At 75.1% G+C, this 15,007-nt stretch carries 15 protein-coding genes; 6 read left to right on the forward strand and 9 right to left on the reverse strand.

Going from position 1 to position 15,007, the window contains the following annotated elements:
* A partial coding sequence (locus ACGFIZ_RS18800; RefSeq protein ID WP_393420829.1) for an RNA-guided endonuclease InsQ/TnpB family protein occupies nucleotides 1-477 on the reverse strand: 477 nt, incomplete at its 3' end.
* A 19-nt stretch (nucleotides 478-496) separates the two neighbouring features.
* Here ACGFIZ_RS18800 and tnpA point away from each other — a divergent pair.
* Nucleotides 497-931 carry an IS200/IS605 family transposase gene (gene tnpA / locus ACGFIZ_RS18805; protein WP_393420831.1) on the forward strand — a complete coding sequence of 145 codons (435 nt, stop codon included), beginning with the start codon at nucleotides 497-499 and terminating at the stop codon, nucleotides 929-931.
* Nucleotides 932-1,156: 225 nt separating this feature from the next.
* Here the strand turns inward: tnpA and ACGFIZ_RS18810 are convergent, their stop codons facing one another.
* Nucleotides 1,157-2,665: a glycosyltransferase family 2 protein gene (locus ACGFIZ_RS18810; protein ID WP_393420833.1), complete on the reverse strand. Its 1,509-nt coding sequence runs from the start codon at nucleotides 2,663-2,665 to the stop codon at nucleotides 1,157-1,159.
* Between the two features lie 248 nt (nucleotides 2,666-2,913).
* Here ACGFIZ_RS18810 and ACGFIZ_RS18815 point away from each other — a divergent pair, with 248 nt between their 5' ends.
* The 4 genes from ACGFIZ_RS18815 to ACGFIZ_RS18830 all read left to right on the forward strand — a co-directional run bounded on the left by ACGFIZ_RS18815 (nucleotide 2,914) and on the right by ACGFIZ_RS18830 (nucleotide 6,579).
* Nucleotides 2,914-3,357, forward strand: coding sequence for an ATP-binding protein (locus ACGFIZ_RS18815; RefSeq protein ID WP_393420834.1), 444 nt, complete (start codon nucleotides 2,914-2,916; stop codon nucleotides 3,355-3,357).
* A 161-nt stretch (nucleotides 3,358-3,518) separates the two neighbouring features.
* On the forward strand, nucleotides 3,519-4,763 hold the full coding sequence (locus ACGFIZ_RS18820) for a DUF2786 domain-containing protein (RefSeq protein ID WP_393420836.1): 1,245 nt from the start codon (nucleotides 3,519-3,521) through the stop codon (nucleotides 4,761-4,763).
* A 209-nt stretch (nucleotides 4,764-4,972) separates the two neighbouring features.
* Nucleotides 4,973-5,332 (forward strand): YciI family protein, encoded by a 360-nt coding sequence (locus tag ACGFIZ_RS18825; protein ID WP_393421029.1) that lies wholly within the window; start codon nucleotides 4,973-4,975, stop codon nucleotides 5,330-5,332.
* On the forward strand, nucleotides 5,329-6,579 hold the full coding sequence (locus ACGFIZ_RS18830; RefSeq protein WP_393420838.1) for an RNA polymerase sigma factor: 1,251 nt from the start codon (nucleotides 5,329-5,331) through the stop codon (nucleotides 6,577-6,579). The genes ACGFIZ_RS18825 and ACGFIZ_RS18830 overlap by 4 nt, the downstream gene beginning before the upstream one ends.
* Before the next feature lie 41 nt (nucleotides 6,580-6,620).
* On the opposite strand, the gene ACGFIZ_RS18835 is transcribed toward ACGFIZ_RS18830, so the two are convergent.
* From ACGFIZ_RS18835 to ACGFIZ_RS18850, 4 genes are all read right to left on the reverse strand, one after another.
* Nucleotides 6,621-7,124: a hypothetical protein gene (locus ACGFIZ_RS18835; RefSeq protein ID WP_393420840.1), complete on the reverse strand. Its 504-nt coding sequence runs from the start codon at nucleotides 7,122-7,124 to the stop codon at nucleotides 6,621-6,623.
* Nucleotides 7,125-7,555: 431 nt separating this feature from the next.
* Entirely contained in the window at nucleotides 7,556-9,814 is a 2,259-nt protein-coding gene (locus ACGFIZ_RS18840) for a heavy metal translocating P-type ATPase (RefSeq protein ID WP_393420842.1), read from the reverse strand.
* A gap of 12 nt (nucleotides 9,815-9,826) precedes the next feature.
* The gene (locus ACGFIZ_RS18845; protein ID WP_393420844.1) at nucleotides 9,827-10,846 is read right to left on the reverse strand and encodes a hypothetical protein; all 1,020 of its coding nucleotides are present in this window, start codon (nucleotides 10,844-10,846) and stop codon (nucleotides 9,827-9,829) included.
* A 31-nt stretch (nucleotides 10,847-10,877) separates the two neighbouring features.
* Nucleotides 10,878-11,087: a heavy-metal-associated domain-containing protein gene (locus tag ACGFIZ_RS18850; protein ID WP_393420846.1), complete on the reverse strand. Its 210-nt coding sequence runs from the start codon at nucleotides 11,085-11,087 to the stop codon at nucleotides 10,878-10,880.
* Between the two features lie 150 nt (nucleotides 11,088-11,237).
* Here ACGFIZ_RS18850 and ACGFIZ_RS18855 point away from each other — a divergent pair, with 150 nt between their 5' ends.
* Nucleotides 11,238-11,540 (forward strand): metal-sensitive transcriptional regulator, encoded by a 303-nt coding sequence (locus ACGFIZ_RS18855; protein WP_347667230.1) that lies wholly within the window; start codon nucleotides 11,238-11,240, stop codon nucleotides 11,538-11,540.
* Between the two features lie 61 nt (nucleotides 11,541-11,601).
* Here ACGFIZ_RS18855 and ACGFIZ_RS18860 read toward each other — a convergent pair whose 3' ends face one another.
* The 3 genes from ACGFIZ_RS18860 to ACGFIZ_RS18870 all read right to left on the reverse strand — a co-directional run bounded on the left by ACGFIZ_RS18860 (nucleotide 11,602) and on the right by ACGFIZ_RS18870 (nucleotide 14,991).
* The gene (locus ACGFIZ_RS18860; RefSeq protein WP_393420848.1) at nucleotides 11,602-12,261 is read right to left on the reverse strand and encodes a DUF305 domain-containing protein; all 660 of its coding nucleotides are present in this window, start codon (nucleotides 12,259-12,261) and stop codon (nucleotides 11,602-11,604) included.
* An 89-nt stretch (nucleotides 12,262-12,350) separates the two neighbouring features.
* A complete protein-coding gene (locus ACGFIZ_RS18865; RefSeq protein ID WP_393420850.1) occupies nucleotides 12,351-12,854 on the reverse strand; it encodes a hypothetical protein in 504 nt (167 codons plus the stop codon).
* A gap of 61 nt (nucleotides 12,855-12,915) precedes the next feature.
* Nucleotides 12,916-14,991: a copper-translocating P-type ATPase gene (locus tag ACGFIZ_RS18870; protein ID WP_393420852.1), complete on the reverse strand. Its 2,076-nt coding sequence runs from the start codon at nucleotides 14,989-14,991 to the stop codon at nucleotides 12,916-12,918.
* Nucleotides 14,992-15,007 lie beyond the last annotated feature (16 nt).

The following is a 15,007-nucleotide window of genomic DNA, read 5'->3' on the forward strand; positions in this document are numbered from 1 at the left end:
TGACGGGTCCGAGGGCAGCTCGCGCGACCACCGCACGTCCAGGTCGCCGATCTTCGGCAGCCGCAGACGGCCGTTGTCGCAGACCTTGAACCGGGAATTCTTGGTGAACCGGATGGCCTGCCGGTTGTCCTTGCGCGACCGGAACCGGGGCGGGGCGACCTTGCGGCCCTTGCGCTTGCCGGTGACCGAGGCGAAAAAGTTGCGGTACGCGGTGTTCAGATCCGCGAGGGCCTGCTGCAACACCACGGCGGACACCTCGCCCAGCCACGCCCGTTGCGGCGTCAGCTTGGCCTGCGTGATGACCCGCTTGGACAGTTCGGCATCCGAGACGTACTTCTCGCCCTGCTCGCGGGCCTGCTGACGCACACGCAGCCCGTCGTTGAACACCACCCGCGCGCACCCGAACGCCTTCGCCAGCTCGACCTGCTGGCTGGGCGTCGGGTAAACGCGGAACTGGTAACGGAGCTGCACGATCATCACTGTATCATGTTGGTTTATGGCTGAGGTTCAACACATCCGCACTGGCAGACACTGTGTTTTCGCGATGCACGTTCACTTGGTTTTCGTGACGAAATTCCGGCACAAGGTGTTCGCCGACCGGCACCTGACCCGGATGGAAGCGATCATGCGAGACGTGTGCACCGACTTCGAGGCGGAGCTGGTCGAGTTCAACGGCGAGAACAACCACGTGCACCTGCTGGTCAACTTCCCACCCAAGGTGGCCGTGGCCCGGCTGGTCAACAGCCTCAAGGGCGTATCCTCGCGCCGCCTGCGGCAGGAGTTCCCCGACCTGATACGCCACTACTACCGGGCCAACAAGCTCTGGTCGGGCTCGTACTTCGCCGGGTCCGTCGGCGGGGCACCGCTGAGCGTCATCAAGCAGTACATCGAGCAGCAGAACCGTCCCGGTCAAGGCACTGCTCGGGCCTAGCGGCCCTCCCAGCGCGGACCTTCACCCCCGGCCTGAAGGCCGGAGCACTGGCCCGCAGTCAGGTAGCACGCCAGCGCTCCAACGCGAACACCCCCCTCGGCGGTTTTGCCGAGGGGGGTGTTCGCGTAACGGCCTTCTCAACGCCTCCGGTGGAGAAATGGTTCCCGCTCACGTCCGAGCCGCCGGTCGGGGCCAGGGCGCACCGGCGGGTGCCGGAGGCCGGGGTCAGCGCCCGAGCAGGCGCCGCACGGCCCGGTGGAGCCGGGCGCGCGGGCCGCTCGGGGCCTTCCGCAGGACCGGTACGGCCCCGTCGGCGGCGTAGTGCAGCGTCAGCGGCAGCCGCTTGTCCATCGTCCAGCCGTTCTCGCTGACCCGCGCCTTGAGCAGCCAGGTGCCCTCGGTGCGCCCCGAGTTCAGGGTGGCGAGGTCCAGCTGGGCGGTGGCGTGGTGGACGAGACGCACCCCGCCGGGCCCGGCGCCGGGGACGGGCAGCTCCTCCGTACTGCGCTCGACGGGCAGGAAGAACTCCTCGCCGCCCCCCTTGCGCCCGACGACGACGTCGACGCGCGCCCCGGCCAACTGGCCGGTCACGTCGAGCATCTCCGGGTCGACGCCGTCCACGGGAAGCACCAGCCGGCGGCGGTCGCCCGCGACGTCGAGCGTGAGCGGCTGGTCGCCGGACTCCAGCATGGCGGTGACGGCCAGCGTGAGGGTGCCCCGCTTGGCGCGGTACCGGTCGAGGCGGGCCCGGACCTGGATGCCCGCCTCCCACTCGGCCAGCCGGCGCAGGTCGGACAGCCGGTCCTGCGCGGTGAGGGCGGTGATCGCCCGTTGCAGCGCCGGCAGGCCGGCGGCGACACCCGGCGCGAAGCGGTCCCGGATCACCCTCCCGCACTCCGCCGCCACCGCCGCGGCCCAGTCCTCCGGAGCCTCCAGCAGGCGCTTGCCGCGCAGCCGGCTGGTGATCTCGTTACGCAGCCAGCGGCGGTGCAGCCGGTCGCGCAGCGGACCCGGCTCGAGGTGCGCGTCGACGATGTCCAGCACCTCGCGCAGATTGGTGAAGTAGCCGACAGGCTCGAGCCTGCCCGCGGTCAGGTTCCCCGCGTCCTGCCGCCGGATGTGGTGGTAGCAGACGTAGTCCGCCAGCACGCAGGTGCGCTTCGACAGCAGCAGCGCCCGGACCACCATGGCGTGGTCCTCCAGCCGGCGGCGCCCCTCCGGGAAGCGGATCTCGTGCTCGTTGAGGAAGGACCGCCGGAACAGCTTGTGCGAGGTCAGGCTGTCGATCAGCGGCGCGTTGGCCAGCGTGGCGTCGGGCCGGTTCTTCCGGAACAGCTCACGCGGCACCGAACGCCCGTACCCGGCCATCTTGCCGATCACGATGTCGGCGTCGTGTTCGGCGGCGTAGGCGTACAGGCGCTCCAGCGCCTCCGCACCGAACCAGTCGTCGTCGTCCGCGAAGAAGACGTACTCGCCGCGGGCGTGGGCGACCCCGATGTTGCGGGGCCGGGACGGCCAGCCGGAGTTGTCGATGTGCACCACCCGCAGGTGTGGGTGGGCGGCGGCCAGCTCGTCCAGCCGGGCCCCCGTGCCGTCGGTGGAGCCGTCGTCGACGAAGACCGCCTCGAACTGCTCGGGCGGCAACGACTGGCGCAGCAGCGAGTCGATCAGTTTTTCCATGTGCGGTCCGGAGTTGTACGCCGGCACCACCACACTGACCTTCGGACCAGTCATGCTTCTTCCCCGTCGAGTCTGACGAACCCATGAACGGCTCACTGTAGATGGTGACCCGCGGAACGCGCCTCCAGCAGTCGGGTCCGTATCGGTGGCGTTACGGGTACCGTCCCGTTCCCACCCCGGTCACCCGCCGCCCCCGGCGTAGACGTTTCCACCGCCGCCGGCGTTGCGGCCCGGCGGAAAGACGGTGGCATCGACCCGGCCCGACCCGTGTGAGTCGCGACTACCGAGGGTAAACCGAGATCATGGGATCGTTGCGTACCTCGCCGCCACCGCCCCACGCCACCGAACTCCAGCGCTGGGAGCTCGGCACCGGAGCCGAGCTGCGCGGGCTCCGCGCCTCCCTGCACGAGGCGCTGACCGGCCATGCCCTCGGGGCCGGCGAGCAGCTCGACGACATCCCGGAGCGGGTGGTGCTGGTCGCCACCGAGCTGGCCACGAACGCCCTGAAGCACGGGCTTCCGCCGACCACCGTACGGCTGCTCTGCGCGGACGACGTCTTCATCCTCGACGTCGCCGACCACGACCTGAGCACCGTACCCGAATTCGGCGACACCGATCCGCTCGGCGCCGGCGGCCGGGGCCTCCAGCTCGCCCACGCGTTCTCTCTCGACGTCGGCTGGTACGCCACCCCGCACGCCAAGCACATCTGGGCGTCCTTTCCCCGTGAGGCCGAGCCCGCCAGGTGAGTCGGGTCGCGCCGCGACGGTAGGTGCGGGCACCGGCCGGCCGTGGCGGCGCTCACGCCCGCCGCGGGCCGCGGCGACGGTACGGTTTCCCGGCGGAGCCGCACCGGCCAGGCCGGAGACGCCGGCACCGGGCAGCGAGCAGGAACGACGGAGGGACGCCCGTGCCGGAGGCCGACGAGCTGATCGCCGACGCCCTCGCGGCGGCGCGCGGCACCGACGTACGCGCGGCGGAGCGACAGCTGGACCGGCTGGTCGTCGGCGCCGGGGTCCCCGGCGGCCCGGCGGCGGTGGACGCCGCCCTGGTGGCGCGGCTGGTCCGCGGCGTGGCCCGGCTCTGGCCCCGGGGCTGGCAGCCGGCGGACCTCGCCCGGATCGCGACCCGACGGCTCGGCCCGCCCGGCGCGCGGCTCGTGGTGGACCTGGCCGCGGCCCAGCGCCGCAGTCAGCCGGGCCCGGTGCCGGGCTGGTGGGACGACCAGCTCGCGGGCCTCGACGCGACCGTGTGGTGGGACGACGACGCCGGATACCTGACCGCCTGGGCCGCCCGGCAGGGCACGGACCGGATCGCGGCCCTGCGCGACGCGGTCGACGTGCTGGCGCTGGTGGAGAGCCTGCCCCCGATCGCGGTGCTGCGCCCGCCACCCGGCGCGGCGGGGCCCCTGGCCGCGACCCCGGCCGGCGGCGCCGGCTCGCGGATGCTCGACCGGGTACGCGCCCTGCTGGCCAAGGCCGAGTCGACCACCTTCCCCGCCGAGGCCGAGGCGCTGACCGGCAAGGCGCAGGAGCTGATGAGCCGGCACAGCATCGACGCCGCGCTGGTGGCGGCGACCGCCGAGCGGCCCGACCTGCCCGGCGGGGTACGGCTCGGCACCGAGCCGCCGTGCCCGGGGGCGAAGGCGCTGCTGGTGCAGGAGGTGGCGGCGGCGAACCGGTGCGAGTCGGTCTGGTCCGACGACCTCGGCTTCGCCACCGTGCTCGGCTTCCCGGCCGACCTCGCCTCCGTCGAACTGCTCTACACCTCGCTGCTGGTGCAGGCCACCGCCGCCATGCTGCGCGGCCGGACCGCGCGGCGGGGCGGCGGCCGGCGTACGAAGGCGTACGACGAGTCGTTCCTGAACGCGTTCGCGCTGCGGATCGGCGAGCGGCTGCGCGCGGCCACCGAGGAGGTCAGCCGGGAGGCGGCCCGGGAGCAGGGCTCCGACCGGCTGCTGCCGGTGCTGGCCGCCCGCGCGGACGCGGTGCGGGAACGCCTCGACGACCTCTTTCCCGGGGTCACCCGCAAGCGGCTCACCGTCTCCGACGAGGAGGGCTGGTCGTCGGGCACCTCGGCCGCCGACCGGGCCTCGCTGACCCCCGGCGTACGCCCGCCCCGCCGAGTAGGCGGCGGCCGCCCCCGGGGCCGCTGACCCGCCCGCCCGGCGCCGGTCCTGCCCTGCGCGTGTCGCTCCCGCCGGCTGGCGCGCGTGTCGGTGGCGCCGGCGCGCGCGGCGGCCGGCAGGATTTCGGTTGAACTTTCTCCGGCCGGGGTGTCGGATCCGCAGCGCCCGCTCCGACCCCTCACCGGGACGCGCCGACGGGGCGCGGCCGAGACACGAGGAGTGCCACCGTGAAGTACATGCTGCTGATCTGGAACCGCCCGGGGTTCGTCGAGGGGCTCTCGGAGCAGGACCGCAACGCCATCTTCGGCGGGGTCGACGAGATCATGAAGGAGCTGACCGAGTCCGGTGAGCTGGTCGGCGGCCAGGCGCTGGCCGACCCGTCGCAGACCCGGACGGTGCGGCTGGCCGGCGACCGGACGGAGGTCACCGACGGGCCGTTCATGGAGAGCAAGGAACAGTTCGCGGGGTACCTGACGGTGGACTGCGAGTCGCCGGAGCGGGCCGTCGAGATCGCCGCCCGCTGGCCGGACGTCCGGATGGGGTTCGGCGTGCTGGAGGTCCGGCCGCTGATGGACGACGCCGGGTCGGAGATGTGACCGGTCCGGGCCCGGCCGTCGAGGACCTGCTGCGTACGCTCGCGCCGCAGGTCCTCGGCCTGCTCGTCCGCCGGCACGGGCAGTTCGACGCCTGCGAGGACGCCGTGCAGGAGGCCCTGCTGGCCGCCGCGCTCCAGTGGCCCGCCGACGGCGTGCCGGAGCACCCCCGGTCGTGGCTGGTCACCGTGGCGACCCGCCGGCTCACCGACGCCTGGCGCAGCGAGCGCGCCCGCCGGGACCGCGAGGTCGCGGTGGCCGTCCGCGAACCGGCGTACGCGGGGATCGCCCCGCCGCCCGACGAGGAGCCGCCGGCCGGCGACGACACGCTGCGGCTGCTGTTCCTGTGCTGCCACCCGGCGCTGAATCGGCCGGCGCAGGTCGCCCTGACGCTGCGCGCGGTCGGCGGGCTGACCACCGCGCAGATCGCCCGCGCGTACCTGGTGCCCGAGGCGACTATGAGCCAGCGCATCCGGCGGGCCAAGCAGCGGATCGAGGCGGCCGGCGCCCGGTTCGCCATGCCGTCGCCCGCCGAGCGGGACGAGCGGTTGCGGGCCGTGCTCCAGGTGCTCTACCTGGTGTTCAACGAGGGGTACACGGCGTCCAGCGGGCCGGACCTGCGGCGCGCGGAGCTGACCGGGGAGGCGGTCCGGCTGGCCCGGGAGCTGCACCGGCTGCTGCCCGACGACGGCGAGGTGGCCGGGCTGCTGGCGCTGATGCTGCTCACCGACGCGCACCGGGCGGCGCGGACCGGGCCGGACGGCGAGCTGGTCCCGCTCGCCGAGCAGGATCGCGGCCGGTGGAACCGGGCCGAGATCGAGGAGGGGACCGCGCTGGTCACCGAGGCGCTGACGTGGTCGCCGCCGGGGCCGTACCAGCTCCAGGCGGCCATCGCGGCGGTGCACGCGGAGGCGCCGAGCGCCGCCGAGACCGACTGGCGGCAGATCGTGGCCCTGTACCGGCTGCTGGGCCGGATCGCGCCGAACCCGATGGTCACCCTCAACCAGGCCGCCGCGGTGGCCATGGTGGACGGTCCGCGGGCCGGGCTGGCCCTGCTCGCCCCGCTGGACGACGACGAGCGCACGGCCGGGCACCACCGGCTCGCCGCCGTCCGGGCCCACCTGCTGGAGCTGGCCGGCGAGCCGGGCGCCGCCCGGGAGGCGTACCTGGCCGCGGCCCGGGCCACGACCAGCCTGCCCGAGCGGCGCTACCTGGAGGTGCGGGCCGCCCGGCTGACCGACCGGCGATGAGCCGACGGTACGCCGGGCGGAGGCAGCGCGCCGCCGGGTGGTCAGGCGCGGCAGTCCCGGGCCAGCCTCGGCGGGATGTCGACGAACGTCTCGCCCATCCACTTGGCGGGGCTGGTGGCGCGGGCGCCCCCGTCGAGCCGCCGCGCGGTGTCCGCGAGCAGGGTCTCGATCCTCGGATCCTCGGCCCGGGCCGCCTGCTCACGTACGTCGTCGGCGAGCCCGGCGAGGGTCCGCTTGAGCCGTGCGTTCAACTCCTCGGGGGTCGTCTCGTCGCGGGTCGCGGCGGCCGAGTCCGCGGCGATCTTCTTGCTGCCGGCGAGGATCAGCTTGTCGACCGCCTGGCACACCTGCGCGGTGTTCGCGGCCGTGACGGCGGTCGGGGACCCGGACGGCGTCGGACCGGCGGTCGGCACGGTCGTGGCGGTGCGGGTCGGCGCGGCGGCGGGCGCTCCGGCGCCGTCCTCGGCCGACTGGCAGCCGGCGGTAACCGTCGCCAGGGCCACCAGAACGGCGGCACGGAAGGCGGTCGCGGCGTGACGAGTCATGTTCTCCCCGTTCGATCGTGGACGGTCCCAGCATGCCTGTCGGGTCCGACGGCGGCACGCGGCAGTGCCGCGCTCCGAGGCGTACGCCGAAGCGGGGCGACGACGTACGCCGAAGCCGGTCGACCGCCGACGGCCCGCCGGGCGACATGTGCGACCCGGCCAGCCTCCGAACAGAAAGCGTGCCGAGAGCCGGTCCGCCGGGCGACATGCGCGGCCAGGCACGGGGCCGGGCGCACCCGCGCCGGGCCGACGCGGGCCGGCCCGGCGCGGAGTGCGGCACTCAGCTCCTGAACGCGTCCTTGATCTTCTCGCCGGCCTGCTTGAGGTTGGCGGCGGCCTGGTCGTTGCGGCCCCCGCCGAACCGCGTCGATCATGGAGTTGGCGGCGGTTCCGGTGCCCGAACCGGCCGCCAACTCCATGATCATCGGGGGTCACCCGGCGACGCGGAAGCGGCGCAGGCGGAGGCTGTTGGCCACCACGAAGACCGAGGAGAAGGCCATCGCGGCGCCCGCGATCATCGGGTTGAGCAGGCCGGCGGCGGCCAGGGGCAGGGCGGCCACGTTGTAGGCGAAGGCCCAGAACAGGTTGCCCTTGATGACCGCCAGCGTCCGGCGGGACAGCCGGATCGCGTCGACCGCGGCGGCCAGGTCGCCCCGGACCAGGGTCAGGTCGCTCGCCTCGATCGCCACGTCGGTGCCGGTGCCCATGGCCAGCCCCAGGTCGGCCTGGGCGAGCGCGGCGGCGTCGTTGATCCCGTCGCCGGCCATCGCCACGGCCCGCCCCTCGGCCTGGAGCCGCCGGACCACGTCCACCTTGTCGGCCGGCAGCACCTCGGCGATCACCTCGTCGATGCCGACCTCGGCGGCCACCGCCCGGGCCACGGTGGCGTTGTCGCCGGTGAGCAGGACCGGGGTCAGGCCGAGCGCGCGCAGCCCGGCGACGGCCGCCGCGCTGGTCGGCTTGACCACATCGGCCACCGCGAGCACGCCCCGGGCGCGCCCGTCCCAGCCGGCCAGCACCGCCGTCCGGCCGGCGGCCTCCGCGTCGGTCACGGCCCGCGCGACCCCCTCCGGTACGTCGAGTCCGCGCTCGCGCAGCAGCCGCAGCCGACCGACGGTCACCTCGCGGCCGTCCACCGTCCCGGCGACGCCGAGCCCCTCGGCGTTGGCGAAGCCGGTCACCGGGGCGAGCGGGCCCGCCTCGGCCGCACCGGCGGCGACGGCGCGGGCGATCGGGTGCTCGCTGGCGGCCTCCAACGCCCCGGCCAGCCGCAGCAGTTCGGCGGCGTCCTCGCCGTCGGCGGGCAGCACGTCGACCAGGGTCATCCGGCCGGTGGTGACGGTGCCGGTCTTGTCCAGCACCACGGTGTCCACCTGTCGGGTGGACTCCAGCACCTCCGGGCCCTTGATCAGGATGCCGAGCTGGGCGCCCCGCCCGGTGCCGACGAGCAGCGCGGTCGGGGTGGCCAGGCCGAGCGCGCACGGGCAGGCGATGATCAGCACCGCGACGGCGGCGGTGAACGCGGCCGTCGCCCCGGCCCCGGTGCCCAGCCACCAGCCGAGCGTGCCGACGGCGAGGGCGATCACGATCGGCACGAACACCCCGGAGATCCGGTCGGCCAGCCGCTGCACGGCGGCCTTGCCGGTCTGCGCCTGCTCCACGAGCCGCGACATCTGGGCGAGCTGGGTGTCGCCGCCGACCCGGGTCGCGGTCACCACCAGCCGGCCGCCGGCGTTCACGGTCGCGCCGACCACGGCGTCCCCGGGGCCCACCTCGACCGGCACGGACTCGCCGGTGAGCATGCTGGCGTCGACGGCCGAGGTGCCCTCGTCCACCACCCCGTCGGTGGCGATCTTCTCGCCGGGGCGGACCACGAACCGGTCGCCCACGGCGAGCTGGTCCACCGGGATCCGGGTCTCCACCCCGCCGCGCAGCACGGCGACGTCCTTGGCGCCCAGCTCCAGCAGGGCACGCAGCGCCGCACCGGCGGTGCGCTTCGACCGGGCCTCGAAGTACCGGCCGGCGAGGATGAACGCGGTCACCCCGGCGGCCGCCTCCAGGTAGATGTTGCCGGCCCCGTCCGTGCGGGTGATGTCGAGCCGGAACGGGTGGGTCATCCCCGGCATGCCGGCGTCGCCGAGGAACAGCGCCCACAGCGACCAGCCGAACGCGGCGAGGGTGCCGATCGAGACGAGGGTGTCCATCGTCGCCGCGCCGTGCCGCAGGTTGATCCACGCGGCCCGGTGGAAGGGCAGGCCCCCGTACGCCACCACGGGTGCGGCCAGCGTCAGCGACAGCCACTGCCAGTAGTCGAACTGCCAGGCCGGGACCATGGCGAGCACGATCACCGGCACGGCCAGCGCGACCGACACCCACAGCCGGGTGCGCAGCCCGCGCAGCTCGTCCGCCGGCTCGGCCGCGGACGGCTCGGCGCCGGCGGGCGCCGGGGGCGGCGGCACGGCGGCGGTGTAGCCGGTCTTCTCGACGGTGGCGATCAGGTCGTCCGGGGTGACGTCGTCGGGGTAGGAGACGCTGGCCTTCTCGGTGGCGTAGTTGACCGTGGCCGTCACGCCGTCCATCCGGTTGAGCTTCTTCTCGATCCGGGCGGCGCACGACGCGCAGGTCATCCCGCCGATCGCCAACTCGATCTGGTTCGGCGCGACCCGCAACGGCTTCGCGGGCGAGGTCATCGCTGCCTCCTGTCAGTCGTGGCCGTGACCGGGGGCGCCGTGGCCGGCGTCGGCGGTCGGGGTGGCAGTGGCGGTCGAGGTGGCGGTCGGGGCGGCCGTCGGGGTACCGGCCGCCGTCGCGTCCCCCGCGCCGGCGACGACGGTGAACTCGGCCGTCCGCACCGCGTCGCCGTGGCGGAAGTCGAGGTAGAGCCGGTAGGCGCCGGCCGTGGGGAACTCCGCGGAGAACGTCACCGCGGGCCCGGCGGGGGTCCGCCCGTCGCCGGGCGCCCCCTCCGGGTGCACGTGCAGGTACGCCAGGTCCCCCTGGCGCAACGCGACCAGGTGGCCGTACGCGCCGAGGTAGGGCTGGAGGTCGGTGACCGACACGCCGTCCCGGGTCACGGTCAGGGTCAGCTCGCTGGCGTGGCCGGGCCGTGGGGTGCCGGCCAGCGTGACGGTGTAGCCGTCGACGGTGGCGCCGGCCGCCGGGGCGGGCAACGGTCGGGCGGCGAGCGGGCCGGGCACGGTGACGTCGACGCCGAGGGTCAACGCCGGGCCGCCGGCGGGCGTGAAGTCGGCGAACACCCGCCAGACGCCGGGGCCGGCGAGCGGGGAGGCGACCCGCCAGGTGCCGTCCGGGGCCATCTCGGGGTGCACGTGGCGGAAACCGGACAGGTCCCGGCGGGCGACGATCAGGTGCATGCGCCTGTCGTGCGCGACGTCGTACCGGGTGGCCGGCTGCCCGTCCGGGCCGGTGATCCGGAAGGCGAAGTCGCCGGCCGGGGCGGCCAGCGGGGTGAGGGTGTAGCCCCGGTCGGAGACGAGCAGCCCACGCGGCAGGTGGGCGGGCTCGTCGGCGCCGGCCGGCGCGTGGGAGTCGGCGTGGTCGGGGCTCGCCCCGCCGGGGCGGTCGTGGGCGGCGTCGCCGGCGTCGTGGCGGGTCTCGGCGGCCGGGGCGACGGGGCCGGCGACCTGGCCGACCCCGTACGCCGCGCCGAACACCGCCGCGAGGCCGAGGGCGAAACCGCTCAGCTTCGTCGCCGTGTTCATCGTGACACCTCGGTTTCTCGGTGGGCCGGCGTCACGCGCCGACGAGGTCGTACCCGGCCTCGTCGACGGCGGCGCGCACGGCGTCGGTGTCCAGCGGGCGCTCGCTGGTGACGGTGACCTGACCGGAGGCCAGGTCCACCTGGACCTCGCTGACACCCTCGAGCGCGCCGACCTCGGCGCTGACGGCGTTGACGCAGTGCCCGCAGGTCATGCCCTGCACCTGGTACGTCGTGGTGACCATCGGAGCTCTCCTCTCACCGCGCCCCATAATACCCCCGGGGGGTAAGAGCGGGACGCACGACTGCCTGTTCGGGTTACCGATACCGGGTGGGGGTATCGGTACCAAGGAGGACCGTACCATACCCCCCCGGGGTACGCTATCCTCGATCGCATGACCGGACCGACGCCCACCCCCATCCGCGGGTACACCGCCAGCAAGGACCAGCTGCTCGCGCGGCTCCGCCGCGTCGAGGGCCAGGTCCGCGGCATCGAGAAGATGGTCGACGAGGACCGTTACTGCATCGACGTGCTCACCCAGATCTCGGCGATCCAGGCCGCCCTGGACAAGGTCGCCCTCGGCCTGCTCGACGGGCACGCCCGGCACTGCATGCACGAGGGTGCCGCCGAGGGGCGGGCGGACGAGATGGCCACCGAGATGATGGCCGCCGTCGGCCGCCTGATGAAGCGCGGCTGACGACCCACCGCCCCGGCGGTCCGCCCCGCGCCGGCAACCTCCGACGCGGGGCGGACCGGGGTCACAGCCGGGCGAGGATCTTGTTCATCGCGTCGATCTCGGCCTGCTGGCTCGTGGCGATCCGCTGCGCCAGCGCCTTGGCGTCGGCGTTGGCGCCCTTCGCCAACTCGTCCTTCGCCATGCTGATCGCCCCTTCGTGATGGGCGATCATCATCGTCAGGAACCGACGGTCGAAATCGGTACCCGTCGCGCTCGCCAGGCTCGTCATGTCCGCCTCGGACATCATCCCCGGCATGTCGTGCGCGGTCGGGGACGGAGCCGCCCCGTGCCCGTGCCCGTGCCCGGAGCCGGCGGCCGGGAGCGGCCGGCCCCACGCGGCGAGCCAGCCGGTCAGCGTGGCGATCTCCGGGTCCTGGGCGCCCTTGATCTGGGCAGCCAGGCCCTTGACCTCCGCGTCGGCGGCCCGGGTCTCCGCGAGCTCCGCCATCTCCACCGCCTGCTGGTGGTGCGGGACCATCATCTGGGCGAACATCACATCGGCGTCGTTGAACGTGGCCGGCTCGCTGGCCGGGGCACCGCTGCTCACCGTCGCGGCCGGCGTTCCCTGACCGGACGAGGGGTGGCCGGAGTAGTCGGCGGAGCCGCAGGCGGCCAGGGCCAGGGCGGCGGTGAGCCCCATCCCGGCCAGGGCGGCGCGGCGGGCGGTCGTACGGGTTCTCATCGTCTTCAAATCCTTCCGGGTCGGAACGTACGAGGGCAGCACGGAGCGCCGGGCAACCGGCCAGGGGCCGGGCACCCGCGCGGGGCGTCCTACGTACGCGACACCGAGATCTCGGCCAGCCGCAGGCCGACCGGACGGGGCGGCGGGGCGCGCGGGCCGGGCGAACCTCCGGCGCTCGCGCCGCCGGCCACCCCGACGGCCCGCGCCCCCGCCAGCAGCAGCACGGCCACCAGCACGGCCAGCCCGAACGCGCCGAGGACCGCCAGGCAGACGCTCCACCCGGGCAGGCTCCCGCCGCTTCCGTCGCCGGGCAGCGGCCGGGCGAGGGCGCACCCGCCTTCCGGGCAGTCGCCGTGACTCGCGCCCGACCACGCCGACAGCTCCGCTCGAGTGGCTGGGGCCGGCGCGGCGGCGTGGGCGACGAGCACCGGCCGCGGTTCCGGCGGCCCGGCGGGGTGGTGACCCTCGTGGGCCCCGCCGGCGGCGTGCCCGCCGTGGCCGAGCGTGTGCATCGCGGTCAGCCCGACCAGGGTGCAGAGCAGCAGGGCCAGCCGGGCCCACCGCCCGGTCGTCGTCTGCGCCGCCGCCCGCACGCACCCACGCTAGCCTGCCCGGCCGGCGCCGCACCGGCGGACGCCCGGAGCCGGAATCCGGTCACCCCGGGCCGAGGCGCACCCGGCGCAGCAGCTGGGCGTTCAGGGCCACCACGATGGTGGACGCCGACATCAGGACCGCGGCGGCCGCCGGGCTCAACGTCACCCCGGCCTGGGCCAGCACGCCGGCGGCCAGCGGCAACGCGACCACGTTGTAGCCGGCCGCCCAGGCGAGGTTCTGCACCATCTTCCGGTACGACGCCCGGGAGAGCCGGACGACGGCGGCCACCCCGCGCGGGTCGGACGAGGCGAGCACCACGCCCGCGGACTCGATCGCCACGTCGGTGCCGGCCCCGATCGCGAGCCCCACGTCGGCCCGGGCCAGCGCCGGGGCGTCGTTCACCCCGTCGCCCACCATCGCCACGGTCAGCCCCCGGCGCTGGAGTTCGGCGACCTTCTCGTCCTTGTCCGCCGGCAGCACCTCGGCGAACACCTCGTCCACCCCGGGCCGGAAGCCGAGGTCGGCGGCGACCGCCCGGGCCACCGGACCGGCGTCCCCGGTGATCATGGCGATCGTCCGGACGCCCTGGGCGCGCAGCTCGGCGATCGCCTCCCGGGCCTCGGGGCGTACCTCGTCGGCGAGGGCGAACGCGGCGAGCACCGTGCGGGGCAGGCGGACCAGGTGCAGCACGGCGGCGCCGTGGGCCGCCCAGTCCCCGGCGGTCGTCTCCAGTTCGGCGGGGAGGTCCGCGCCCAACTCCCGCAGCAGGGCCGGGCCGCCCACCGCGTACTCCGTACCGTCGATCGTGGCCTGGACCCCCCGGCCCGGCAACGAGCGGAAGCCGGCCGCGCGCGCCGCCCCGCCGTGGGGCCCGGCGGCCGCCACGACCGCCCGGGCCAGCGGGTGCTCGCTGTCCGCCTCGACCCCGGCGGCCAGCCGCAGCGCGTCGTCCTCCCCGGTCCCGGCGGCGGTCGCGACGCCGGTGAGCACGTGCTCGCCCCGGGTCAGGGTGCCGGTCTTGTCGAACAGCACCGCGTCGACTCCGCGCATCCGCTCCAGCGCGAGCCGGTTCTTCACGAGGATGCCGGAGCGCGCCGCGACCGCCGTGGAGAGCGCGACGACCAGCGGGATCGCCAGGCCGAGCGCGTGCGGGCAGGCGATCACCAGCACGGTGACGGTCCGCACGACGGCCTCGTCGGGACGGCCGATGACGGTCCAGACCAGCACCGTCACGACGGCGGTGGCGGCGGCGACGTAGAACAGCCAGGCCGCGAAGCGGTCGGCGAGCACCTGGGCCCGGCCGCTGGAGCGCTGCGCCTCGGCGACCATCCGCTGGATGCCGGCGAGGGTGGTCTCCTCGCCGACCGCCCCCACCTCCACCCGGACCGCCGAATCGGTGGCGACCGTGCCGGCGACGACCCGGTCCCCGGCCGACCGGACGACCGGGCGGGACTCCCCGGTGATCATGGATTCGTCCAACTCGGCCGCGCCCTCGACCACCTGACCGTCGGCCGGCACCCGGCCGCCCGGCCGGACCAGCAGCACGTCGCCGACGCGCAGCCCCGCCACCGGCACCCGCTCGGTGCCGCCGTCCGGCCGGACCCGCTCCGCCTCGTCCGGCAGCAGGGCGGCCAGCGCGGCGAGCGCCCCGCGGGCCTGCCCGATCGCCCTCATCTCCTGCCAGTGCCCGAGCAGCATGATGGTGACCAGCGCGGCCAGCTCCCACCAGAAGTCGAGCCGGAACGCGCCGACGCTGGTCGCCAGCGAGGCCGCGTACGCCACGCTGATCGCCATCCCGATGAGCAGCATCATCCCCGGCGCCCGGTCGCGCAGCTCGCGGAGCGCGCCGACCAGGAACGGCCAGCCGCCCCACCAGAAGACCACCGAGCCGAGCACCGGGCCGACCAGGGACCGGCCGGGAAACTCCGGGACGCGGCCGAGCCAGTCCGTCACCACCTCGCTGGTGGCCACGATCGGCAGGGTCAGCGCCAGGCACAGCCAGAACCGGCGACGGAACATCTCCGGGTCGTGCCCCGCGTGCCTGTCGTGCCCGGCGTCTCCCTCCTGTGGCCCGGGGCCGCCGGTTCGCCCGGGCGCGTCCCGGCTCCCGTGCCCCGCGTGCGCGTCGTGACCCATGTCTCCAACATGCCGC

Source organism: Micromonospora sp. NPDC048830, assembly GCF_043198215.1.
Lineage (GTDB): Bacteria > Actinomycetota > Actinomycetes > Mycobacteriales > Micromonosporaceae > Micromonospora.